Raw genomic sequence first — 22,245 nt, forward strand, 5'->3', positions numbered from 1 at the left:
GTAGAACTCGGCTTCCTGCGACACGGCCAGGCGCCGCTTGCGCGCCTGTTCCTCGTTGGTGAGGCCGGCGTTCAGGTCGGCGTCGATCGCCATCTGCTTGCCGGGCATCGCATCGAGCGTGAAGCGCGCGGACACTTCGGCGATCCGCCCCGCGCCCTTCGTGATCACCATGAAGTTGATGATCATCAGGATCACGAACACGACGATGCCGACCGCGAAGTTGCCGCCGACGAGGAAGTGGCCGAACGCCTCGATCACCTGGCCGGCCGCGTCGGGGCCGGTGTGGCCTTCGAGCAGCACGACGCGCGTCGACGCGACGTTCAGCGACAGGCGCAGCAGCGTCGAGAACAGCAGCACGCTCGGGAACGCCGCGAAGTCGAGCGGCTTCATCGTGTACATGCTGACGAGCAGCACCATCACGGACAGCGCGATGTTGAACGTGAACAGCAGATCCAGCAGCATCGGCGGCAGCGGCAGGATCATCATCCCCAGGATCATGCAGATGAGGATCGGCCCCGCCAGCGCGCGCAGGTTCTTGCCTGCGAATGGGTTCGGGCGCTTCGCGAACAGGCCGGTGGTCGGGGTGCTCATGCTGCGTTCCCTTGCTTGCCGAGGGCGTCCTCGGCTTCTTCACGTTCGTCGTCGGCGGCGACCGACGTGCCCTTGTCGAGTTCGGCCGGCACGTCCAGATCGACCGGCATCGCCGGGAACGCGCCGCCTTCCGAACGGAAGCGCTTGAGCTGGTAGACCCACGCGAGCACTTCGGCCACGGCCGAGTACAGCGAGCCCGGGATCTCGCGTTCGAGTTCGACGTTGTGATACAGCGCACGCGCGAGCGGCGGCGCTTCGAGCAGCGGCACGTTGTGTTCGGCCGCGAGTTCGCGGATGCGCGCGGCGACGAGGTTCACGCCCTTCGCGACGACCTTCGGCGCGCGCATCTCGCCGTCCGTGTATTGCAGCGCGACCGCGAAGTGCGTCGGGTTCGTGACCACCACGTCGGCCTTCGGCACGGCCGCCATCATCCGGCGCCGCGCGATCGCGCGCTGCTGCTGGCGAATCCGTCCCTTCACGTGCGGATCGCCTTCGTTCTCGCGATGCTCGCGCTTCACTTCTTCCTTCGTCATGCGCAGCTTCTTGTTGTACTGCCAGAGTTGGTAAGGCACGTCGAGCCCGGCGACCACCAGCATCCCGGCGACCGTCGTGCCGCAGCACACGGCGACCAGATGCAGCGCATCGGGCAGCGCGGCGCCGAGCGGCTGCGTGGCGAGGCCGAGCAGTTCGTCCTTGCTGCGCCAGATCGCGATGCCGCCGATCCCGCCGACGACCAGCGTCTTCGCGATCGACATCCCGAGCTGGATCGGCCCCTGGATCGAGAAGATCCGGCCGAGGCCCGAGATCGGGTTCAGGCGGTCGAACTTCAGCTCGAAGGTTTTCTGCGAAATCAGCCAGCCGCCGAGCGCCATCGGCGCGAGCAGCGCGGCGACGCCGGTGAGCGCGAGCAGCGGCAGCAGCGCGGCGAAGCCTTCGAGGCTCGCGCTGCCTGCTGCCGACAGCATCCGGTGGGTGTCGAACGCGGTCGCGCGATCGAACGTGAACGCGCCGCGCAGCATCGCCTGCAGATGGCCGCCCGACGGGCCCGCGAGCAGCCATGCGCCGTAGAACCCCGCCGCGAGCAGAGCGAACGAAGCCAGTTCGCGCGAACGCGCGACCTGCCCCTCCTCGCGCGCCTTCTCGCGGCGCCTGGGAGTGGCGGCTTCGGTCTTGTCGAGATCGCTCTCGTCTGCCACGGGGCCTCCAGTCGGGTACGGCGGAATGCCGCTTTCCAGTGACACCGATTATTCATGGAGGCGTCAAACGCCGATCGGTCGAGCAAAGCCGGGAAAGGGGGGTATTTCGGGGAATCGGACGAGCGCCCGCGAATGCGGCTGGAATGGGGCGGAACGACGCGCGGCGCGGCGGAGAAACGGGGCCGCCGGCGCATTGAGGACGCGGCGGCCGCAAGCGGGGCGGCAGCGGCGGAATGCGCGGGGAACGGTGAAACGACGGGCGGGAAAGACGGGAGAAACGGGAGAAGCGGGAGAAGCGGGGCAAGCAGGCCCCGACGCAACGGCGGCGCGCGTCGGTCGGGGCAGGCGTCGGTCAGGCCGCCGGGATTGGGTCCGCGCCGAAGCGGTTCGGGCCTTCGGTGCCGCGCGAGCACATCCACACGAGCAGCAGGATGCCGCCGACGATCGGAATCAGCGCGAGCAGCAGGAACCAGCCCGAGCGGCCCGTATCGTGCAGGCGGCGCACGCTGACCGCGATGCCCGGAATGATCAGCGCGAGCGACACGAGGGAGATCACGCCGAGCAGCAGCAGCGTGATCAGGCCCGCATCGCGGCCCGCCGCGCCGATGATCTGGCCGACGATCGACAACGCGCAGCTCAGCAGCGCGAAATACCAGTATTCGGCACGACGCGCACGGCCTTCGAATGTCGCGTATTTATTCAGTGCGGCACGAACGGCTTCGGAAAAATTCATTTTATTACCCTCCTGTTTTATATTGGCACCCCGGAAACAACGCCGGAATTATATGATCGAATTTCGGTGGCTTCCATCCCTTTTCGCATATGGGGCAATACGCATTCAAATGACGCGGGAACGGCTGCAAGAGCGGATTTCGGTGTCCCGGGCTTGCATGCCGCGTCATTTCAATAATCGTGAAGTTCTGACAGAGGCGACCGTCCCGGATAATCCGGCTTTGATTACATCCGAATGAAATCGCGCGAATCGATAATCGATTCGAGTGCCCTTATTCGATTAACCGGTCGGCCGGCGATACGCAGGCGCGCCGGCCGCGGTGCCTTTCGGCATCGCCGGTTCCGTCCGAATCGCCCCCTACGGCGTCGGGACGGCACGGCCGGCCATCGCCGGCCCGAACAGCCTGACCGACCTGGCCGACCTAACCGGCCGCCGCACGCTGCAACGCGCCGAGGTCGAGCTTCTTCATCGTCATCACCTGCGCCATCACGCGCTCGGCGCGGTCCGGGTCGCCCGTCATCAGTTCGGTCATCTGCACGGGCACGACCTGCCACGACACGCCGAAGCGGTCCCGCAGCCAGCCGCATTGCTGCGCACGTTCGTCGCCGCCCTCGGACAAGCGCGCCCAGTAATGGTCGATCTCGGTCTGGTCGCGACAGTTGACGACGAACGACACGGCCGGCGTCATCTGGAACACGGGGCCGCCGTTCAGCGCGACGAACGCCTGCCCGTCGAGCTCGAACGCCACGGTCATCACCGCGCCCTCGGCGTTGCCGGACGCGTGCGCGCCGGCCTTGCCGTAGCGCGCGACGTGCACGATGCGCGCGTTGTCGAACACCGATACGTAGAAACCGGCCGCCGCCTCGGCGTCGCGGTCGAACCACAGGAACGGCGTGATGCGCTGGATACGCGGGTTCATGCGCTGTCTCCTTCGATGTCTTGCCGGCACCGGTGCCGGTCTTACATCGTAGGCGCTATGTCGGCGCGTGGCGGCGATGCGGTCCGTAGCGCACGCGCGGTGCGCCGGAATAAAAAAGGGGGCGATCGCTCGCCCCCTCGTTCCTGCGTCCGGCGACGCCGCGTCAGAACGCGACGAACGGCTGCGCGCCGCCGCTCGCGGTCTTGTCCATCCCGAAGTAGATCGTCTTGCCGTAGAAGTGCGGCATGCCGATGTCGAGCCAGTTGGACGAGCCGAACGGCCCCGCGATGTCGTTGAACGCGAACGTCGACGCGTTCGAGAACAACGAATCCGCGTTCGCGACCGGCATCGACACGGTGCCCGACGCGCCGTTCTGGCCGCTCAGCGTGGCCGAATAGGTGGTCGTGGCCGACGGGCAGTAGAACTCCGTATTCCTCGAACAGACCGTCTGCGCCGAATCGTTGAAGAAATACGCGTTCGAGCCCGTGTCGAAGAACGCGGTCACGTTGCGCCCCTGGAACGTCGCGCTGACGTCGCCGGTCGTGGTCGACGTCAGCACCGTCTTGCCGCTCAGGTTCGGCAAGCCGAACGTCAGCGTGCCGGTCGCGCTCCCCTGCCCGTTGCTCGAGATGGCCGGCATCTGCACGCTCACACCGTCGTTGTTCGCGAACCGGTGCACCGGGTTGGCCACCTGTTGCGCCAGCGGCACGAGCGTGACGGTGCAGCTCGCGTTGTCGCCGTTCGGGCACGCGTAGTAGTTGTTGTTCGTCGACGTCGACGTCGCGCAGGTCGTGCCGCAGTCGTACGGCGCCGGCCCGATGCCGAGGATCCCGTTCGCGCCGAGCGCGCTCGTCGAGTTGGCCGACGCGCCGCCGTTCGTGCACGAGCTCGGCACGTTCGTCGTGCCGAGGTCGCCGATGATCTGCACGGGCAGCGACGCGGCCTGCTCGCTGCCGATCGACAGGTCGACGGTGCGCACCGAGCCCCACGTGTAGCTCGATACGAACTTGCCGCATTCGGCGACCGGGGCACCGCCGCTCGTCACTTGCGGCAGGCTGTCGTGCACGCCCGACACCGCGCTGCCGACGAGCCGCAGCCCGTAGGACGCGGTATCGACGAGCACGTTGTTGACGATCTGGCAGTTCGACGTGCCCGGCACGCAGACCTTCACGCTGATGGTCGGGATGTTGATCACGTTCGCGGCGCCGGCGGCGACCGTGATGACGGCCATGTTGCCGCTGTTGCCGTCGGATCCGCCCGAGCCGTTGTTGCCGGTATTGCCGTTGTTGCCCGAACTGCTGCTGCCGCCGCCGCCATCGCCGCCGCCGCAAGCCGTCACGAGCACGGCCGTTGCGGCCAGGAGGCCCAGCACGCCGAACCAGCGCTTGAATGTACGAGTCATGCTCAAGATCGCTCTCCCGCTGTCACTGGATATCGGTGCCGGCCACGCCGGCCGGCAACGCCGACGGCAGCCATGCCTGGCCGGAGAAGGCGCCCATGTGGCCGCCCGTCCGGATCACGAGGCCGCTCGTCTCGACGGTCACCGGCGCACGCCAGCCGCGCGCCCGGTGCGCCGCCTGGACGCCGGCGGTGTACTGCGGGAAATAGCTGCCGAGCAGCGACGCGAGATCCGGCATCGTCGGCCCGCGCCACGCGAGGCCGAACACGCTGCCGGCGGCCGACGTGTATTCGTGGATGACGGTGCCCGATCCGAGCGTGATCTCGCGCACGGTATAGGCGGCCGTGCTCGTCTGCACGCCGTCCGCCGAGCGCATCGCGCGCTGCAGCGCGCGCACGGTGGCGGCTTGATCGTCCGCCGGCGGCGACATCGGCGCGCCGCCCAGTTCCGCGTGTGCGTGGACGGCCCACAGCACACCCATTGCAGCCGTCGCATGCGCGACGGTCCAGCCCAAGCGTTTCAGCTTCACGTTCCCCCCCAAGGGACTGGCTTCGGTGCCGACGGCGCCGCCATCGGCCCGCGCCGCCTGCCCACTTATGAATCGTACGAATGACGCTACGTTGCTGCTGACGCGTAGTATGCCTGCGGAGTGTGTCGGCGTGTCAATTCGACGCAGGATCACGCCGCGCCGCGCAGCGGCGGCGGGCGTGGGAACGAGACCGCGACGGGGCATGCGCGCATCGGGCGGCCCCGCGGAACGGGGCGCCCGGCAATGGGGCGCGCGGCAATGGGGCGCCCGGCAACGGGGCGCGCGGATGCGCGGCGGCAGGATCAGAAGCCGAGGCTCGCGAGCAGGTCGTCGACCTGCCCCTGGTCCTGAACGACGTCGGATTTGCCTTCCGGCGCGATCTGCGGGCCGTTCAGCAACGATTCGGGGCTGCCGGTCGCGCTCATCGCTTCGGCCGCGAATGCCGCCGCGGTGGCCGCGAACTGCTCGCGACGCTCCGGCGCGATGTTCTCGACGAGCACGGTGAGGAGCTGCTGCTCGATCAGGTAGACCATGTCCATGATCTTCTTGATCACCTGCCCGGTCAGATCCTGGAAATCCTGCGCGAGCATGATCTCGAGCAGTTGCGCGCGGGTCGCCGCCGTCGATTCGGGCAACGTGCGCAGGAACGCGCGCGTATCGTCCATCAGCTCGCGCACTTCCGCGTGCTCGATCGGCGCGGCGTACCACTGCGCCCAGCGCGCATCGAGCGCCTCGGCTTCGTTCTGCACGCGCTCCTGCATCGGCTTCGCGATCTCGATCGCATTCAGCACGCGCACGGCGGCCTGCTCGGTCATCGTCGCGACGTAGCGCAGCCGGTCGCGCGCATCGGGCACGGCTTCCGCCGCGCGCTCGACATGCTTGTCGAGCCCGAGTTCGCGCATCGAATCGCGCAGCGTGCGCGTGACGTGGCCGATGCGCGCGAGGATCCGGTCGCTCGCGTAATCGGCGCCTTCGGCATGGCCGTCGGCATTGACCGCCGCGCCGGCAAGCGCCGCATGGATCGGCTCGTTCACGTTCAGCTCCCGGCCTTGGCCATCTTGTCGATGATCTTGTTCAGCTTCTCGTCGAGCGTCGCGGCCGTGAACGGTTTCACGACGTAGCCGCTCGCGCCGGCCTGCGCGGCCGCGATGATGTTCTCCTTCTTCGACTCGGCCGTGACCATCAGCACCGGCAGGTGCGTGAGCGTCGCGTCCGCGCGGATCTCCTTGAGCATCGCGAGACCGTCGAGGTTCGGCATGTTCCAGTCCGAGATCACGAAGTCGAAGCCGCCGCCGCGCAGCCGCGCGAGGCCGGCCGCGCCGTCCTCGGCCTCGTCGACGTTCGTGTAGCCCAGTTCCTTGAGCAGGTTGCGGACGATCCGGCGCATCGTCGGGAAATCGTCCACCACCAGGATTTTCATGCTCTTGTCCATCGTCGTTCCTTTCCAGATTCGTTTCCGTCGGGACGCGTATCGTGGCACGCGCCCCGTGACAGTCCATTCACACGCGCTGCACGCGGTCGCCCATCGTCGCCAGGCGCGCCATCACGCGGCGGCTCATGTCGGCGAGCGGCGCGACCTCGTCCGCACCGCCGAGCGCGATCGCCTCGCGCGGCATCCCGAACACGATACAGCTCGCCTCGTCCTGCGCGAACGTGTAAGCGCCCGCGCGTTTCATTTCCAGCAGGCCGGCCGCGCCGTCGCGGCCCATCCCGGTGAGGATAACGCCGATCGCGTTCTTGCCCGCGTGCGTCGCCGCCGAGCGGAACAGCACGTCGACCGACGGGCGGTGCCGGTTCACCGGCGGCTCGTCCGACAGTTGCGCAATATAGTTCGCGCCGCTTCTCGCGAGCAACAGGTGCGCGTGGCCCGGCGCGATGTACGCATGGCCCGGCAGCACGCGCTCGCCGTGCTCGGCTTCCTTCACCGCGATCCGGCACAGGCCGTTCAGCCGCTGCGCGAACGATTTCGTGAAGCCGGGCGGCATGTGCTGCGCGATCAGCACGGCCGGCGCGTCGGGCGGCAGCGGCGTCAGCACTTCGCGGATCGCCTCGGTGCCGCCCGTCGACGCGCCGATGATGATCAGCTTCTCGGTACTGACGAGCGGGTTGTTGATCATCGGCGCGGCGGCGGCGCTGTCCGCCGTGCGGGCGGCGGCCTGCGGCTGCGGCGCCTGGCGCACGCGCGCGCGCGACGCCGCGCGGATCTTGTCGGCGAGCTTTTCCGCGTAGTCGAGCATCCCGTCGCGAATCCCGACGCGCGGCTTCGTGACGAAATCCACCGCGCCGAGTTCGAGCGCGCGCAGCGTGATTTCCGAGCCGCGCTCGGTCAGCGACGACACCATCACGACCGGCATCGGCCGCAGGCGCATCAGCTTCTCGAGGAAGTCGAGCCCGTCCATGCGCGGCATTTCGACGTCGAGCGTGAGCACGTCGGGGTTGTGCTGCTTGATGAGCTCGCGCGCGACGAGCGGATCGGGCGCGGTCGCGACCACCGTCATGTCGGGCTGGCTGTTGATGATCTCGGTCATCAGGCTGCGGATCAGCGCCGAATCGTCGACGCACAACACTTTGATCTTCTGCACTGCGGTCATGCCTCCTGCTTTCTTGATAGGTTCGCCGTCCGCGCGGCGCCGGCCGCGGCCGCGCTACCGCCGCCGGCCGGCGCGGCGCCGCGCCCGCCGAACAGCTCGATGCGCGGACGCGCCGGCTGCGGCGCGGCAGGCCGCTTCGCGGCAAACAGCTCGACGTGCGCGCGACGGGCGCGCTCGGCCTCGCGCGCGAGCGCGGCTTCGCGCTCGGTCACGCCCGGCACCTGCAGCCGCAGCTTCTTCACCATCGCGCGCCCGCTGTGCGGCATGAACGCGACCTTGCGCGGATGCACGCCCTGCAGGTCTTCCGCGGTGATGCGGATGCGCTCGAGCGCGAGGTAGCGGCGCACGAAATCCGCGTTGCGATCGCCGATGTTGATCGTCGTCATCCCGGCGAGCACGGCCGCGCCGCCGAACACCTTCGCCTCGAAGCGCTCGCGGCGCCCGCCGGCCTTGATCAGCTCGTTGATCAGCACTTCCATCGCATACGCGCCGTAGCGCATCGATTCCGACGCGGCCGCGCCCGGATCGGCGCCGTCGTCCGGCAGCATGAAATGATTCATCCCGCCGATGCCCGCGTACGGGTCGTGCAGGCACGCGGCGACGCACGAGCCGAGCACGGTCATCAGCACCATGTCCTCGGCGGTCGTGTAGAACTCGTTCGGCAACAGCTTCACGCCGGGGCGCTCGAAGTGGTTGTCGAAGTAGCGATTGGTCGCGATCGGCAGTGCGCTCATCCGCGCTCTCCATAGGCGGGCGCGCCGCCCGCGGCCCGCGCGCGCGACGGCATCGCGGCCGCCGCGCTCGCCTGCGCGCCGCGCGAGCGCGCGCCCTGCTCGACGTCGCGCGTCAGTTCGTACACCGTCTGCCCGCGCAGCCGGAACGCCTGCGTCACGTACGTGAAGTTCTCCGAATGGCCGGCGAACAGCAGCCCGCCCGGTTTCACGAGCGGATCGAAGCGCGACAGCACCTGCCCCTGCGTCGGCTTGTCGAAATAGATCATCACGTTGCGGCAGAAGATCGCGTCGAACGGCTTCGCGATCCCGTAGTCCGCATCGGTCAGGTTCAGCTGCTCGAAGCGGATCATCGCGCGCAGCTCGGGGCGCACCTTCACGCGGCCGGCCTGCGCGCCCGTGCCCTTCAGGAAGAAGCGCTTGAGCCGCTCCGGCGACAGGTGCTTGACCTGGTCGTACGTGTAGATGCCGGCTTCGGCCTTCGCGAGCACCTGCGTGTCGAGATCGGTCGCGAGGATCGTCGCGCTGCGCGCGGCCGAATCGCCGAGCGCCTCGATCAGCGTGATCGCGATCGAGTACGGCTCCTCGCCGGTCGACGCCGCGGAGCACCAGACCGACACGGGCGCCGGCCGCGATTTCACGAATTCCGCCAGGATCGGGAAATGGTGCGCCTCGCGGAAAAACGCGGTCAGGTTGGTGGTCAGCGCGTTGGTGAACGCTTCCCACTCGAGCGGATCGTCTTCCTGCTCGAGCAGGTCGAGGTAGTCGCGGAACGTGTCGAGGCCGCGCGCCCGCAGCCGTCGCGCGAGCCGGCTGTAGGCCATGTCGCGCTTGTGCTCGGACAGCGAGATGCCCGCGCGTTGATGGATCAGCGCGCGGATGCGCGCGAAATCCGCGCCGGTGAACGCGAAGTCGCGCCCCGGCTCGCCCGCGCGGGGCGAGGCATCCGGTGCATCGGGTCGAAACGGCGCGCGCGCGTGCTGCATGGCTTAGAAGGTCTCCCAGTCGTCGTCGGACGCGCCGGCGGTCGCGGGCGCCGGCTTCTCCCCGTTCAGCGCCGGGCGCACGAGCGCGGGCTTCGCGGCCGGCTTGTCCGCCGGCGCGGCCGTCTTCGCGAGACGCGGGCCGTAGCCGCCCGCGGCGGTGCCGCCACGCGAAGCCGGTGCATCCTTCTGGGTCCGCGCGGCGGCATCGGCCGCACGCGTCGATTCGGGCGCCGCGGTCGCGGCAGCCGTGGCAGCCGTGCGCGACGCCGGCGCGGCGCGCCGTGCCGCCGGTTGGGCCGCCGGTTGGGCCGCCGGCTGCGGCGCCGGCAGCGCGGCGACCGGCGCATCGTGGCGCGACGCCGACGGCAGCGCCGCCGGTTCGTGGGCCACCGGCCGCGCGACGCTGCGCGCCGGCGCGAGCGCGATGCCGCCCGCGACGCGCCAGCCCGACACGATCGCCTTCATCTGGCGCGTCTGCTCCTCGAGCGACGCGGCCGCGGCCGCCGCCTGCTCGACGAGCGCCGCGTTCTGCTGCGTGACCGCATCCATCTGGCCGACCGCGCGGTTGACCTGCTCGATGCCGGTCGACTGCTCGTCGGACGCGGCGCTGATCTCGCCCATGATGTCGGTCACGCGGCGCACGGCCTGCACGATCTCGTCCATCGTCGTGCCGGCGCGCGCGACGAGCGCCGACCCGCTGTCGACCTTCTCGGCCGAATCGCCGATCAGTTGCTTGATTTCCTTCGCGGCGCTCGCGCTGCGCTGCGCGAGCGAACGCACCTCGCCCGCGACCACCGCGAAGCCGCGGCCCTGCTCGCCGGCCCGCGCCGCCTCGACGGCCGCGTTCAGCGCGAGGATGTTGGTCTGGAACGCGATGCCTTCGATCGTGCCGATGATGTCGACGACCTTGCCTGAGCTCGCCGCGATGTCCTGCATCGTCGACACGACCTGGCCGACCACGTCGCCGCCCTGCGTCGCGATGTCCGACGCGTTCACCGCGAGCTGGCTCGCCTGCCGCGCGTTCTCCGCGTTCTGCCGCACGGTGCCCGTCAGCTGCTCCATGCTCGACGCGGTTTCCTGCAGCGACGCGGCCTGCTCCTCGGTGCGCTGCGACAGGTCGATGTTGCCGGTCGCGATCTCGCGCGCGCCGACGTCGATCGATTCGGTGCCGCGATGCACGGCCTGCACCATCGTCGTGACGGCGTCCTGCATCCGCTTGATGCCGCCGAACAGGCGGCCGATCTCGTTCGCGCTGGCAACGTTGACCGGCTGCGTGAGGTCGCCGCCGGCAATGCGCTCGAAATGCGCGATCGCGTCCTCGATCGGCTGGACGATCAGCCCGCGCAGCACGAAGCGGATCGCGATCACGACGACGAACGCGATCGCGATGCCGGCCGCGATCAGCGCGATCATCATCGAGATCTGCGACTGCGTCTCGGCCTGACGGTCTTCCGCGCGCTTCGTCAGCGCGGCGATCACGGCCGCCGCCGTCTGGTCGAACGCAATGAACATCGGGCTGATCTTCGTGTCGGCGATCGCGTGGTACGCGGCCATGTCGCCCGCGCGCGCCGCGGCGAACTCCGGCTCGACGCCTTCCTTCACGATCGTCGTGTGCCGGGCGGCGAGCTCGTCGAGAAGCGCCTGATCGACACCGAGCTTCGGCGTCGACTGGAACGCCTGCCAGTTCTGGTTCGACTTCCCATACAGCTCCTGCGCGCGGTCGAGCACCTTCGCCGCCTCGGCCGCATTGCCGCCTTCGGTCAGCGTACGAAAGCGATCGAGCGCGACGCGCGAGCGCAGCAGCTGCGCGGCCGCGTCGTCGAGCGCGTGGATCGCCGGCAGGTCGACGTGCGCGATCTCGTCGAGCGAGCGGCTCGCGTGATTGAGCGCGTAGAGGCCGAGCCCGCCGACCGCGGCGGTCAGGCACACGAGGATGAGTCCGACCGCCGTGAGCGTCGTGCGGATCGACCAGTTATGCAACATTGCAGATTCTCCCGAAATTGCTGCGCGCGCGGCGCGCTTACCCGCCGAGTGTCTCGATCAGCGCCATTTCACGGCTCGACATCAGCTTCTCGATGTCCATCAGGATCAGCATCCGGCCATCGACCGTGCCGAGGCCCGTCAGGTACTCGGTCGTCAGCGTCGCGCCGAATTCCGGCGCCGGCATGATCTGGTCGGTCTGCAGCGTCAGCACGTCCGACACGCCGTCCACCACCATCCCGACCACGCGGTTCGACACGTTCAGGATGATCACGACGGTCTGGTGGTCGTACTCGACGCGGCCGAGGTGGAACTTGATCCGCATGTCGACGATCGGCACGATGATCCCGCGCAGGTTGATCACGCCCTTGATGAACTCGGGCGCGTTCGCGATGCGCGTGACGCTGTCGTAGCCGCGGATTTCCTGCACTTTCAGGATGTCGATCCCGTATTCCTCGTCGCCGAGCGTGAAGACGAGAAACTCCTGGCCCGTCGCGTCGCCGTGTTCGGCGTCGCGGCGGCTGGTCGCTGCCGCGTTCGCCGCGGCGGTATTGATCATTTGGACTTCAGCAGACACGTTTGCCCCCAATCGGTTGAATGGCGAGAGTCAGAAGACGGCGAGCTCGGCGCCCGCTCGGGCGCCGTGCATCGCACGGGTTTCACGGTTCAGCGCCGCGACGTCGACGATCAGCGCGACGCTGCCGTCGCCGAGGATGGTCGCCGCCGAGATGCCGTGCACCTTGCGGTAATTGGTTTCGAGGTTCTTCACGACCACCTGCTGCTGGCCGACCAGCTCGTCGATCAGCATCGCGAAGCGGCGCCCCTCGGTTTCCATGATCGTGACGATCCCCTGGGTCGGGTCGGTGCGCGCGTCGTCGACCGAGAACACCTCGTGCAGCGCGACGAGCGGCAGGTATTCGCCGCGCACGCGCACCACGCGCTCGCCGTTGCCGACCGTGTAGATGTCGTCGTTCGACGGCTGCAGCGACTCCATCACGAAGTTCAGCGGCAGGATGAAGATCTCGCTGCCGACCTTGACCGACATCCCGTCGAGGATCGCGAGCGTGAGCGGCAGCACGATCCGCGTGGTCGTGCCGCGGCCGGCCTGCGACGAGATCTCGACGTGGCCGCCCATCGACTGGATGTTGCGCTTCACGACGTCCATCCCGACGCCGCGGCCCGACACGTCGGTCACCGTCTCGGCGGTCGAGAAGCCCGGCGCGAAGATCAGTTGCCACACTTCGTCGTCGCTGATGTTCTCGGAGATCTGCATGCCCTGCTTCGCGGCCTTCGCGAGAATCCGCTCGCGGTTCAGGCCCGCGCCGTCGTCGCTCACCTCGATCACGATGTTGCCGCCGTGATGCGCGGCCGACAGCACGAGCTGGCCGACCGCATCCTTGCCGGCGGCGACGCGCTTGTCGACGGTTTCGATCCCGTGGTCGAGGCTGTTGCGCACCAGGTGCGTGAGCGGATCGATGATCCGTTCGATCAGGCTCTTGTCGAGCTCGGTCGCCTGGCCGAACGTCACGAGCTCGACCTGCTTGCCGAGCTTGCCGGCGAGGTCGCGCACGAGCCGCGGGAAGCGGCTGAACACGTAGTCCATCGGCATCATGCGGATCGACATCACCGCTTCCTGCAGGTCGCGCGCGTTGCGCTCGAGCTGCGCCATTCCGTTGAACAGGCGGTCGTGCAGCGCCGGATCGAACGCGCTGGCCGTCTCCGCCAGCATCGCCTGCGTGATCACCAGTTCGCCGACGAGGTTGATCAGCTGGTCGACCTTCTCGACGCCGACGCGGATCGAGCTGCCTTCGGCGCCGCCTGCCGCCGCGGCGGCCGGGCGCGCGCGCTTGTCGTCGTGATGCGCGGCGGCGGCCGGCGCCGCATGTTCGGCCGGCTGCGGTTGAGCGGGCGGTTGGGACTGCGGCTGCGCGGCGGCTGCGGCGGCCGGGGCCGGCGCCGGAGCGGGTGCCGCGGCAGCCGGTTGCGGCGCGGCGGCCTGCGGCGCGAACACCTCGACGCGCGCGGGCGGCGCGGCGGCGGGCGGTTCGGCAGCTTCGGCAGCCACGGCTGCGGCGGCCGGCGCCGCCTGGGCAGCCGGCGCCGTGCCGCGCCCGACGCGGATCTGGCTTTCGTCGATCACGAAGCAGCACACCGCGACGATGTCGTCGGACGGCACCTCCGATTCGACCCACAGCGTCAGGTCCGCGCCGACTTCCTCGCGGCCGACGATCCGGCCGAGGTTGCCGAGTTCTTCGGTGAGCAGCGCCTGATCCTTCGCGTCGACGCCGACCAGCGTGATCTTCAGGTGCGGGCCGTCGGCGCCGGCATCGGCCGCCGGATGCGCGGCCGCCACGGCCTGCTCGACCACATGGTCGGGCGCACGGTCGCCGCCGACGGCGGGCTCGGCGGCCGGCGCGACGGCGGCGTCAACCGGTGCGGCCGGCGTAGGTGCGGCCGGCGTAGGTGCGACCGGCTCAGGCGCGGCCGGCGCAGGCGCCGCTGCGGCAGGCGCGCCGCCGCTTTCGGCCTTCAGCCGTTCGAGCTTCGCGCAGATCGCTGCGGCGGCCGCCGCGTCCGGCTCGGCGCTCGCGCGGTAGTCGACGAGCTGGTCGGACAGCACGTCCTTGGTTTCCAGGAACGCGTCGACCATCTCCTTGGTCAACGTCAGCTCATGGTTGCGCGCGCGGTCGAGCAGCGATTCGAGGATGTGCGTCGTCTCGGTCAGCGCGGAAAAGCCGAACGTCGCCGCGCCGCCCTTGATCGAATGCGCGGCGCGGAAGATCGCCGCCAGATCCTCGGGATCGGGCGAATCGACGTCGAGGTTCAGCAGCAGCTGCTCCATCTGCGCGAGCAGTTCGTCCGCTTCGTCGAAAAAGGTCTGGTAGAACTGAGTGATGTCGAGAGTCATGCCCGGTCACCGGTTGAATTCATCGCGTTCATGTCAGGAAGCAGCCGGCTCGGACAGCGTGGCGACCAGGTCGACCAGCACGCCCGGGTCGATCGGCTTTTCGATCCAGCCGGTCGCGCCCGCCTCGCGTGCGGCGTCCTTGAACGCATCGCTGCCTTCGGTCGTCAGCACGAGGATCGGCGTGTGCGCGTACGCGGTCAGCTTGCGCAGCCCGGCGATCACCTCGAGCCCGCTCTTGCGCGGCATGTTCTGGTCGGTCAGGACCAGGTCGTACGGCGCCGTCGCCGCCATGTCGAAGCCGGCTTCGCCGTCCGGCGCCACCGTCACGTCGTAGCCCGCCTGCGCAAGCGTGGCCTGCAGCAGCGCACGCATGGTCGCGGAGTCGTCGATGGCGAGAATGGTTCGGATCATGTCTGTCTCGGAAACGTCAGGGTTTCGGCGCCACGGCGACGGCGCTCGCCACGACCGGGCGCGCCGCCGGCGTCGGGCCGCCGAGCTGCTGCGCGAGCAGCTTCGAGCCGGCCGCGTCGGCGGACAGCGTCGTCGTCGTCGCGTCGTCGCGCATCAGCGCTTCTTCGGATTTGCGATTCAGCACGATCACGCTGATCCGGCGGTTTTCCGGATCGAGCGGATCGGCCTTGTTCAGGTTCTGCGTCGACGCGAGGCCCAGCACGCGCAGCACTTTCGCCTCGTCCATGCCGCCGGAGATCAGCTCGCGGCGCGATGCGTTCGCGCGATCGGCCGACAACTCCCAGTTGCTGTAGCCGCCCTCGCCGCCCGCGTACGGCACGGCGTCGGTGTGGCCCTGGACGATGATCCGGTTCGGCACGTCGTTCAGCGTCTTGCCGATCTCGCGCAGGATGTCGCGCATGTACGGCTCGACGTGGTCGCTCGACATCGCGAACATCGGCCGCTTCTGCGAATCGACGATCTCGATGCGCAGCCCCATCAGCGTCGAATCGATGCGGATCTGCTGCTTGAACTGGCGCAGCGTCGGATTGGCCTCGATCGCGGCCATCAGCTTGATCTGCAGGTCGTGCAGGCGCGTCTGCTCGAGCCGGTCCTGCGCGCCCTGCGCCTGCGACCGGGAATGCTCGTCGCCCGCCTTCGCGAGGCGCTCGGCGAGCGGCGTCGTGCCGTCGGTGCGGCGCAGCGTGCCGGCATCCGTGCTCGACAGGTCGCGGCCGCCGCCGTTGACGATGCTGGAATCCTGCGAGCTGCGGTCGCCGCTGCCGAGAATCGCGGCCTTCAGCGGCATGTTGAAGTATTCGGCGATCCCCTTCAGCTGCACCGGCGTGACGGAACTCAGCAGCCACATCAGCAGGAAGAACGCCATCATCGCGGTCATGAAGTCCGCGTACGCGAGCTTCCATGCGCCGCCGTGGTGGCCCTTCTTCGCCGGGGCCACCCGCTTGACGACGATTGCGCGATCCTTGCTCTTGCTCATCGGTCGCTCCGCCTCACTTGGTCTTCACGCGGCGCACGTGTTCTTCGAGCTCGGAGAACGACGGACGCTCGGTCGAGAACAGCACCTTGCGGCCGAACTCGACCGCGATCGCCGGCGCATAGCCGTTCAGCGTCGCGAGGATCGTCACCTTGATGCACTGGAACATCTTGGTCGACTCGGCCACGCGCTGTTCCGCGAGGCTCGCGAGCGGCCCGATCAGCCCGTACGACAGCAGGATCCCGAGGAACGTGCCGACCAGCGCCTGCGCGATCATCGCGCCGAGCACCGCGGGCGGCTTGTCGGCCGAGGCCATCGTATGCACGACGCCCATCACGGCCGCGACGATCCCGAACGCCGGCATCGCGTCGCCGACGCGCATCAGCGCGTGCGCCGGGCCTTCGCCTTCCGTGTGATGCGTCTCGATCTCCTCGTCCATCAGGCTTTCGATCTCGAACGCGTTCATGTTGCCGCCCACCATCAGGCGCAGGTAGTCGGTCAGGAATTCGACGATGTGGTGATCGGCGAGGATCTTCGGGTATTGCGTGAAGATCGGGCTCTTTTCCGGATCGTCGATGTCGGCCTCGAGCGTCAGCGTGCCTTCCTTGCGTGCCTTCGCGAGCAGCACGTAAAGCAGCGCCATCAGCTCCATGTAGACGTCCTTCGTGTATTTCGAGCCCTTGAAGAGCGTCGGCAGGACGCGCAGCGTCGCCTTGATGGTCTTGACGCCGTTGCCGAGGATGAACGCGCCGACGCCGGCGCCCACGATCATCAGGATCTCGATGGGCTGGACCAAGGCGCCCAGATGCCCGCCTGCCAGCGCATAACCGCCGAAGACGGACAACAGCGTCACGAGTGTTCCCACGATAATCAGCACTGCCTGTCCCTCACGAAAGACCGGCGGGAAGACCGCCGTTAAACAGGTTTACGGCAGTCGGCAGGAAAACTTTCGCGGCCGCCCGGCGGTAGCCCGACGGTGTTTACCAGCAGTGCGCGGACGATTCGCGCGGCCCGCGGACGTCGCTCGCGGCCCGTCCGGCCTTGCCCGGCCCGGCGCTCAGGCCACGGCGGCGGCCAGTTCGGCGCGCGCGGCGGCGGCCTTGCGGGTCTTGCCGGCGCGCGACGGCGGCTGGCACAGGCCGCACACGAAACCTTGATGCGGATCATGCGCATGCGCGACGAAGTGGCCGCCGCAGCGCGTGCAGGGCGTCATCTGCAGCATCCCCGAATCGAAGAAGCGCACCAGCGTCCACGCCCGCGTGAGGCTCAGCGCGGCCTCGTCGCCAGACAGGTTCACGTGCTCCAGATAGAGCCGGTACGCCTTCACGATCGACTGGATCGGGTCGCAGCGGCCGTGGTCCTGCATGAACCGGTACATGTTGTAGAACAGCGACGAGTGGATGTTCGGCTGCCACGTCATGAACCAGTCGGTCGAGAACGGCAGCATCCCCTTCGGCGGCGACACGCCCTTCAGTTCCTTGTACAGCTTGATCAGACGGTCCCGCGACAGGCTCGTCTCCGCCTCCAGCAGCTGCAGCCGGGCGCCCAGTTCGATGAGTTCGATGGCGAGGGTGATTTCCTTCACCTCGATCACGACGCTTTTGCTTGCCATGGTGATAACCGTCCGCTTGACGTTGTGCGAATGAATGGCCAATACGCTGCCGGCCGGCGCGGCACGCCGGGACGAACGCAAGGCGGGATGGATCAGCGGACGCCTTCGACCTGCTGCCCGGCCATCAGGATGGCCGAGTGGGCGTGCGCGACGACATCGCTGCGGCCCTTGTCGGCGAGCGACGACAGCAGCGCGTGATCATCGAAGCGGAAGCGGCACAGCATCTGGTTCGACGCGGCCAGCTTCACGGTCTGCGCGAGCGTGAGGTTGGCGAGCACGTCGGCCAGTTCCTGGGAAATGCCCATGCGAAACATGCCCATCGCCTTGTCTTCCCGCAGCAGTCGCTGCGCGAGGAGGAGATACGACAGGTTAACCTCTTTGATCTCACTGAGCATTTCACTGGTGGCGCTCATGATTCCCCCGTTAAAAAACTGTGCTTTGGCCAATCATGTTATGAAAACGTTTGCTCGATCAGCGCGCACTGGGCGCTCAGTCGGCTCGTTTATAGTCTTACAGGGCGAATTTTGGCCAAACGGGATTTATGTCGGTATCAGCGAAGTGGCGTATGCCGTGCAGGATTTGTCTGTAAACCGTGTAGGAATTTTTCCGACAAGGCGAATTGAAAGGAACGGTCGGAAAACGGATTGCAACGCGGATTCGGTTGCGAGGGGCGCCGATGGCCGCCGCGCCGGGAGCGGAAGGCTTGCCGGCAAGGCGCCGGCAATCGGGTCGGTAAAAATTATAGTGCTTTTTCACGATAGCGCAACAATAGTTATGGCTGTCGCGCTTCATGATTCCGTGCCCTTTTTCTCGGGGTTTTCGCGTATTTCATCGTGTAACAAGCCTTAAGTGTTTGAAAAAACACTCGAACCCCTCAGGGCGATATCGATAATGGACTCCAATGGGCGGCGGCGCGAGCCGTGCCGGCCCGCCCCGCAGCTTGCCGCCGGCGCTCCGCGCACCCCGCCCAGGGCCCGGCCACGTATCGCGAACCGCGTGCGTCGGCAAGTTCCGCAACCTTGTACGGGATCCGCATCGGCGCCGCCGCGCGCTCGGATCGACACAGGAGAACATCCATGCGAATTGCCCAGATCGCGCCGCTTTACGAAGCCGTCCCGCCGAAACTCTACGGCGGCACCGAGCGTGTCGTGTCCTACCTCACCGAGGCGCTCGTCGAACTCGGCCATGACGTGACGCTGTTCGCCAGCGGCGACTCGGTTACGTCGGCCCGTCTCGAGGCGGCCTGGCCGCGCGCGCTGCGGCTCGACCCGTCGATTCGCGATTCGATGGCGCCCCATATGCGGCTCCTCGAGCAGGTCGCCCGGGTCGCGCACGAATTCGACGTGCTGCACTTCCACCTCGACTACCTGCCGTTCCCGCTGATGTCGCGCCTCGACACGCCGTACGTGACGACGCTGCACGGCCGCCTCGACCTGCCGGAGCTGCAGCCGGTGTTCGACGCGTTCCCGAATTCGCCGGTCGTGTCGATCTCGAACAACCAGCGCAAGCCGCTGCCGCAAGCCGCGTGGGCCGGCACCGTCTACCACGGGCTGCCCGACACGCTGCTCACGCCGCGGCCGGACGTGAAGCCCGAATACCTCGCGTTCCTCGGCCGGATCTGTCCCGAAAAGCGTGTCGACACCGCGATCCGGATCGCCGCGCAAAGCGGGCTGCCGCTGAAGATCGCCGCGAAGGTCGACAAGGCCGACGCCGACTACTTCAAGGAAGTGATCGAGCCGCTGCTCGACCAGGCGCATGTCGAATTCATCGGCGAGATCAACGAAGCGCAAAAGCCGGCGTTCCTGTCCGGCGCGAAGGCGCTGCTGTTCCCGATCGACTGGCCGGAGCCGTTCGGCCTGGTGATGATCGAGGCGATGGCGTGCGGCACGCCGGTCGTCGCGTTCAACCGCGGCTCGGTGCCGGAAGTGATCGAGGACGGCGTGACCGGCTTCATCGTCGAGGACGTGCAGGGCGCGGTCGGCGCGCTGCACCGGATCGACAGCCTGTCGCGCACCGCGATCCGCGAGCGTTTCGACACGCGCTTCAGCTCGAAGGCCATGGCGCAGCGTTACGTCGAGACCTACGAATCGCTTTGCGCGGCCACCAAGCAACCGGCATTGCGCCGGGTCGCGGGCGCCTGACACGGAAATCCGCGCGGAAATACGTCGTAAATCCGCGCGAAAATCGACACGCAAAACAAAAGAGCCGCATCGTCGATGCGGCTCTTTCTATTTGGCTTTCCCTCACTCGATCAGGAAACGATCACGGTTTTTGCCGACGATCCAATTCGGCGGCTTGCCGCGCCCGCTCCAGGTTGCACCCGACTTCGGATCGCGGTATTTCGGCGGCAGCGGCGCCTTCTTCGGCGGACGCCCGCGCCGCGCTCGCTCCGCGAAGCCCAGATCCTGGGCCGTCAGGCCATATTCGGCAATCATGCGCTGGACATCGGCGATCACCGCCGCCACTTCCTGGCGCCGCACGTCGTCCGCCTGGGCTTGCAGATCGGCGATCTGAGCCTTGAGTTTCGCGTATTGAGACATTTTTCGACTCCCCTTTTTCGATGATGCGGCCCCGGCGACTCCGGCCGGAACACCAACATCCGTTACGTCATCCGCACTGCCGCCCTGCCCTTCGAATTAATGCTGCCATCTTTAACCGAATCGCCTTTATCGAGAATGCGGACTTATTCTAATAAAGGCATTCGTCGACCATTCAAATTTAACAATCGTTTACCCTCCCGGGCCCGATTCATTTCCTATAATCCAGACCAATTCCCGGTAACGCGATAAATGCGTTGCGTCGCGCCGGGTCTTCAACCCACCTGGACGAGATCCTTACATGAATCTTTCTCAGCGTCTCGCTGCAGAGGTATTCGGCACGTTCTGGCTGGTGCTCGGCGGGTGCGGAAGCGCCGTGCTGGCCGCCGCCTTTCCGGGCCTCGGCATCGGCTTTGCCGGCGTCGCACTCGCCTTCGGCCTGACCGTGCTGACGATGGCATTCGCAATCGGCCACATCTCGGGTTGCCACCTGAATCCGGCGGTCAGCGTCGGCCTGACGGTCGCCGGCCGCTTCCCGGCACGCGATCTCGCGCCGTACATCGTCGCGCAGGTCGTCGGCGCCACGCTCGGCGCATTCGTGCTGTACCTGATCGCGACCGGCAAGCCGGGTTTCGACGTGGTCGGCAGCGGCTTCGCGACGAACGGCTTCGGCGATCGCTCGCCCGGCCACTACTCGCTCGCCGCATCGTTCATCTGCGAGGTCGTGATGACGGGCTTCTTCCTGTTCGTGATCCTCGGCGCGACCGACAAGCGCGGCGTGCCGGCCGGCTTCGCGCCGATCGCGATCGGGCTGTGCCTGACGCTGATTCACCTGATCTCGATTCCGGTCACCAACACGTCGGTGAACCCGGCACGTTCGACCGGCCCGGCGCTGTTCGTGGGCGGCGACGCGATCGGCCAGCTCTGGCTGTTCTGGGTCGCGCCGCTGATCGGCGCGGTACTCGCCGGGATCATCTACCCGCTGGTCGCCGGGCGTGACGACGCCGTCGACCTGCTGCCCGCATCAGCTCGCACAAGCGAATAAAACACTACGGGGTCAAGCGAGCAGAGCAGCGAGCCTCACGCTGTCGAAGAACACGAGGCAGGCAATTTCGACGGGCGCCCCTGCGGCGCCCGTTTTTCATTTCCGCGCAGGGAAACGGCGCCGGGGCGGGCGCTCAGGACGCGACGACGTCGTCTTCGAGCGAGAACAGCGTGCGCAGGTGACGGGCGACGCCCGCGTCGAAGTTGTTGCCGATCCGCGGGATGTGCGGCAACCGCGCCACCAGATCGGGGTTCGCGTTGTTCATCATGAACGCGTGACCGGCGGTTTCGAGCAGGTCGATGTCGTTCATGTTGTCGCCGAACGCGATGCAGTGGCCGGTATCGACGCCGAGCCGCGCGAGCACGGTGCGCAGCGCGCGCCCCTTCGACACGTTCGCGGTCATCACTTCGAGGCAGTCGGGCAGCGAGTACGTGACGTACAGCGTATCGCCGAACTGCATGCGCATCTGCTCGGCGACGACCGCCAGATCGGCCGGTTCGCCGATATACAGCACCTTCGCGATATCCGCGCCGTCGTGCGCGGCCATGTCGATCACGTCGTACCGGAAGCCCGAATCCTGGTGGAATGCGAGCAGGTGCGGCGCTTCGCGATCGATCAACCAGCCGTCGTTGGTGAACAGGTTGACGATCACGCGGCCGTGCGCGCCGACGACTTCCGGCTGCACGAGGCGGCGCACGATCGCTGCGTCGACGTTCTGCGCATGGATCGTCGTGTCGTCCGGCGTATGCACGCGCGCGCCGTTCGACGTGATCAGGTACGGCCGGATGCCGAGCACGTCGCGAATGCCGGCGACGTCCGCATAGTGGCGCCCCGTGGCGATCACGAACTGCACGCCGTCGCGGTCGAGCCGGCGAACGGTGTCGATCGTATACGGGTCGAGCTGGTGGTCGCTGTTCAGCAGCGTACCGTCGAGATCGGTGGCGATGACTTTATACATGGGGCGGGAGAGCGGCGCTCGCGGCACGGAAGAAGCGTCATTTTAACGTCGTGCCCCGCAGCGCGCCGGACGGTTGCCGGCCATGC

General features: G+C 67.7%; 23 protein-coding genes. 2 read left to right on the forward strand and 21 right to left on the reverse strand.

Annotation, left to right across the window (positions count from 1 at the left end):
* From AC3IFE_RS22760 to flhD, 19 genes are all read right to left on the reverse strand, one after another.
* Positions 1–591, reverse strand: a 591-nt coding sequence (locus AC3IFE_RS22760) for an FHIPEP family type III secretion protein (protein ID WP_489192129.1), incomplete at its 3' end; no start/stop codon positions are given.
* Positions 588–1,787, reverse strand: a complete 1,200-nt coding sequence (gene flhB, locus AC3IFE_RS22765) for a flagellar biosynthesis protein FlhB (RefSeq protein ID WP_089466390.1) — start codon at positions 1,785–1,787, stop codon at positions 588–590. The genes AC3IFE_RS22760 and flhB, both read right to left, overlap by 4 nt.
* Before the next feature lie 352 nt (positions 1,788–2,139).
* Complete coding sequence (locus AC3IFE_RS22770) at positions 2,140–2,520, reverse strand: DUF805 domain-containing protein (RefSeq protein WP_489192131.1); 381 nt, start codon at positions 2,518–2,520, stop codon at positions 2,140–2,142.
* A 421-nt stretch (positions 2,521–2,941) separates the two neighbouring features.
* Positions 2,942–3,439, reverse strand: coding sequence for a VOC family protein (locus AC3IFE_RS22775; RefSeq protein ID WP_489192133.1), 498 nt, complete (start codon positions 3,437–3,439; stop codon positions 2,942–2,944).
* 163 nt (positions 3,440–3,602) lie between these two features.
* Positions 3,603–4,847 (reverse strand): DUF3443 domain-containing protein, encoded by a 1,245-nt coding sequence (locus tag AC3IFE_RS22780; RefSeq protein WP_489192135.1) that lies wholly within the window; start codon positions 4,845–4,847, stop codon positions 3,603–3,605.
* Positions 4,848–4,863: 16 nt separating this feature from the next.
* The gene (locus AC3IFE_RS22785; RefSeq protein WP_089466447.1) at positions 4,864–5,367 is read right to left on the reverse strand and encodes a DUF2844 domain-containing protein; all 504 of its coding nucleotides are present in this window, start codon (positions 5,365–5,367) and stop codon (positions 4,864–4,866) included.
* 302 nt (positions 5,368–5,669) lie between these two features.
* Complete coding sequence (cheZ, locus tag AC3IFE_RS22790; protein WP_069618698.1) at positions 5,670–6,401, reverse strand: protein phosphatase CheZ; 732 nt, start codon at positions 6,399–6,401, stop codon at positions 5,670–5,672.
* A gap of 2 nt (positions 6,402–6,403) precedes the next feature.
* On the reverse strand, positions 6,404–6,799 hold the full coding sequence (gene cheY / locus AC3IFE_RS22795; protein ID WP_006754880.1) for a chemotaxis response regulator CheY: 396 nt from the start codon (positions 6,797–6,799) through the stop codon (positions 6,404–6,406).
* A 67-nt stretch (positions 6,800–6,866) separates the two neighbouring features.
* On the reverse strand, positions 6,867–7,958 hold the full coding sequence (locus AC3IFE_RS22800) for a protein-glutamate methylesterase/protein-glutamine glutaminase (RefSeq protein ID WP_089466386.1): 1,092 nt from the start codon (positions 7,956–7,958) through the stop codon (positions 6,867–6,869).
* Positions 7,955–8,692, reverse strand: a complete 738-nt coding sequence (cheD, locus tag AC3IFE_RS22805; protein ID WP_089466385.1) for a chemoreceptor glutamine deamidase CheD — start codon at positions 8,690–8,692, stop codon at positions 7,955–7,957. The genes AC3IFE_RS22800 and cheD overlap by 4 nt, the downstream gene beginning before the upstream one ends.
* On the reverse strand, positions 8,689–9,675 hold the full coding sequence (locus AC3IFE_RS22810; protein ID WP_089466384.1) for a CheR family methyltransferase: 987 nt from the start codon (positions 9,673–9,675) through the stop codon (positions 8,689–8,691). The genes cheD and AC3IFE_RS22810 overlap by 4 nt, the downstream gene beginning before the upstream one ends.
* A 3-nt stretch (positions 9,676–9,678) precedes the next feature.
* The gene (locus AC3IFE_RS22815) at positions 9,679–11,658 is read right to left on the reverse strand and encodes a methyl-accepting chemotaxis protein (protein ID WP_489192140.1); all 1,980 of its coding nucleotides are present in this window, start codon (positions 11,656–11,658) and stop codon (positions 9,679–9,681) included.
* Between the two features lie 37 nt (positions 11,659–11,695).
* Positions 11,696–12,214, reverse strand: a complete 519-nt coding sequence (gene cheW, locus AC3IFE_RS22820) for a chemotaxis protein CheW (protein WP_050016005.1) — start codon at positions 12,212–12,214, stop codon at positions 11,696–11,698.
* A gap of 48 nt (positions 12,215–12,262) precedes the next feature.
* A complete protein-coding gene (cheA, locus tag AC3IFE_RS22825; RefSeq protein WP_489192142.1) occupies positions 12,263–14,563 on the reverse strand; it encodes a chemotaxis protein CheA in 2,301 nt (766 codons plus the stop codon).
* A gap of 33 nt (positions 14,564–14,596) precedes the next feature.
* Positions 14,597–14,974 carry a response regulator gene (locus tag AC3IFE_RS22830; protein ID WP_489192144.1) on the reverse strand — a complete coding sequence of 126 codons (378 nt, stop codon included), beginning with the start codon at positions 14,972–14,974 and terminating at the stop codon, positions 14,597–14,599.
* Between the two features lie 16 nt (positions 14,975–14,990).
* Positions 14,991–16,010, reverse strand: a complete 1,020-nt coding sequence (motB, locus tag AC3IFE_RS22835) for a flagellar motor protein MotB (protein ID WP_489192146.1) — start codon at positions 16,008–16,010, stop codon at positions 14,991–14,993.
* 13 nt (positions 16,011–16,023) lie between these two features.
* Complete coding sequence (gene motA / locus AC3IFE_RS22840; RefSeq protein WP_089466379.1) at positions 16,024–16,884, reverse strand: flagellar motor stator protein MotA; 861 nt, start codon at positions 16,882–16,884, stop codon at positions 16,024–16,026.
* 180 nt (positions 16,885–17,064) lie between these two features.
* Positions 17,065–17,619: a flagellar transcriptional regulator FlhC gene (gene flhC, locus AC3IFE_RS22845; RefSeq protein WP_050015993.1), complete on the reverse strand. Its 555-nt coding sequence runs from the start codon at positions 17,617–17,619 to the stop codon at positions 17,065–17,067.
* Between the two features lie 92 nt (positions 17,620–17,711).
* Positions 17,712–18,032 carry a flagellar transcriptional regulator FlhD gene (gene flhD, locus AC3IFE_RS22850; protein ID WP_011350590.1) on the reverse strand — a complete coding sequence of 107 codons (321 nt, stop codon included), beginning with the start codon at positions 18,030–18,032 and terminating at the stop codon, positions 17,712–17,714.
* A gap of 663 nt (positions 18,033–18,695) precedes the next feature.
* On the opposite strand from flhD, the gene AC3IFE_RS22855 reads away from it, so the two are divergent.
* Positions 18,696–19,760 (forward strand): glycosyltransferase family 4 protein, encoded by a 1,065-nt coding sequence (locus tag AC3IFE_RS22855; protein ID WP_089466376.1) that lies wholly within the window; start codon positions 18,696–18,698, stop codon positions 19,758–19,760.
* 102 nt (positions 19,761–19,862) lie between these two features.
* On the opposite strand, the gene AC3IFE_RS22860 is transcribed toward AC3IFE_RS22855, so the two are convergent.
* Positions 19,863–20,159, reverse strand: coding sequence for an H-NS histone family protein (locus AC3IFE_RS22860; protein WP_006489320.1), 297 nt, complete (start codon positions 20,157–20,159; stop codon positions 19,863–19,865).
* 298 nt (positions 20,160–20,457) lie between these two features.
* On the opposite strand from AC3IFE_RS22860, the gene aqpZ reads away from it, so the two are divergent.
* Entirely contained in the window at positions 20,458–21,201 is a 744-nt protein-coding gene (gene aqpZ / locus AC3IFE_RS22865; RefSeq protein WP_006489324.1) for an aquaporin Z, read from the forward strand.
* A 133-nt stretch (positions 21,202–21,334) separates the two neighbouring features.
* On the opposite strand, the gene AC3IFE_RS22870 is transcribed toward aqpZ, so the two are convergent.
* Entirely contained in the window at positions 21,335–22,159 is an 825-nt protein-coding gene (locus AC3IFE_RS22870; RefSeq protein ID WP_089466374.1) for a Cof-type HAD-IIB family hydrolase, read from the reverse strand.
* Between the last annotated feature and the right edge of the window lie 86 nt (positions 22,160–22,245).

This window comes from Burkholderia sp. APQ4-4ca (genome assembly GCF_057837105.1).

Excerpts from the sequence above, each read along its gene's own strand:
- AC3IFE_RS22770 (WP_489192131.1), bottom strand. The coding sequence starts at position 2,520 with ATGAATTTTTCCGAAGCCGTTCGTGCCGCACTGAATAAATACGCGACA.
- AC3IFE_RS22775 (WP_489192133.1), bottom strand. The coding sequence starts at position 3,439 with ATGAACCCGCGTATCCAGCGCATCACGCCGTTCCTGTGGTTCGACCGC.
- cheY (WP_006754880.1), bottom strand. The coding sequence starts at position 6,799 with ATGGACAAGAGCATGAAAATCCTGGTGGTGGACGATTTCCCGACGATG.
- AC3IFE_RS22800 (WP_089466386.1), bottom strand. The coding sequence starts at position 7,958 with ATGACCGCAGTGCAGAAGATCAAAGTGTTGTGCGTCGACGATTCGGCG.
- cheD (WP_089466385.1), bottom strand. The coding sequence starts at position 8,692 with ATGAGCGCACTGCCGATCGCGACCAATCGCTACTTCGACAACCACTTC.
- AC3IFE_RS22810 (WP_089466384.1), bottom strand. The coding sequence starts at position 9,675 with ATGCAGCACGCGCGCGCGCCGTTTCGACCCGATGCACCGGATGCCTCG.
- AC3IFE_RS22815 (WP_489192140.1), bottom strand. The coding sequence starts at position 11,658 with ATGTTGCATAACTGGTCGATCCGCACGACGCTCACGGCGGTCGGACTC.
- cheW (WP_050016005.1), bottom strand. The coding sequence starts at position 12,214 with ATGATCAATACCGCCGCGGCGAACGCGGCAGCGACCAGCCGCCGCGAC.
- cheA (WP_489192142.1), bottom strand. The coding sequence starts at position 14,563 with ATGACTCTCGACATCACTCAGTTCTACCAGACCTTTTTCGACGAAGCG.
- AC3IFE_RS22830 (WP_489192144.1), bottom strand. The coding sequence starts at position 14,974 with ATGATCCGAACCATTCTCGCCATCGACGACTCCGCGACCATGCGTGCG.
- motB (WP_489192146.1), bottom strand. The coding sequence starts at position 16,010 with ATGAGCAAGAGCAAGGATCGCGCAATCGTCGTCAAGCGGGTGGCCCCG.
- flhC (WP_050015993.1), bottom strand. The coding sequence starts at position 17,619 with ATGGCAAGCAAAAGCGTCGTGATCGAGGTGAAGGAAATCACCCTCGCC.
- flhD (WP_011350590.1), bottom strand. The coding sequence starts at position 18,032 with ATGAGCGCCACCAGTGAAATGCTCAGTGAGATCAAAGAGGTTAACCTG.
- AC3IFE_RS22855 (WP_089466376.1), top strand. The coding sequence starts at position 18,696 with ATGCGAATTGCCCAGATCGCGCCGCTTTACGAAGCCGTCCCGCCGAAA.
- AC3IFE_RS22860 (WP_006489320.1), bottom strand. The coding sequence starts at position 20,159 with ATGTCTCAATACGCGAAACTCAAGGCTCAGATCGCCGATCTGCAAGCC.
- aqpZ (WP_006489324.1), top strand. The coding sequence starts at position 20,458 with ATGAATCTTTCTCAGCGTCTCGCTGCAGAGGTATTCGGCACGTTCTGG.
- AC3IFE_RS22870 (WP_089466374.1), bottom strand. The coding sequence starts at position 22,159 with ATGTATAAAGTCATCGCCACCGATCTCGACGGTACGCTGCTGAACAGC.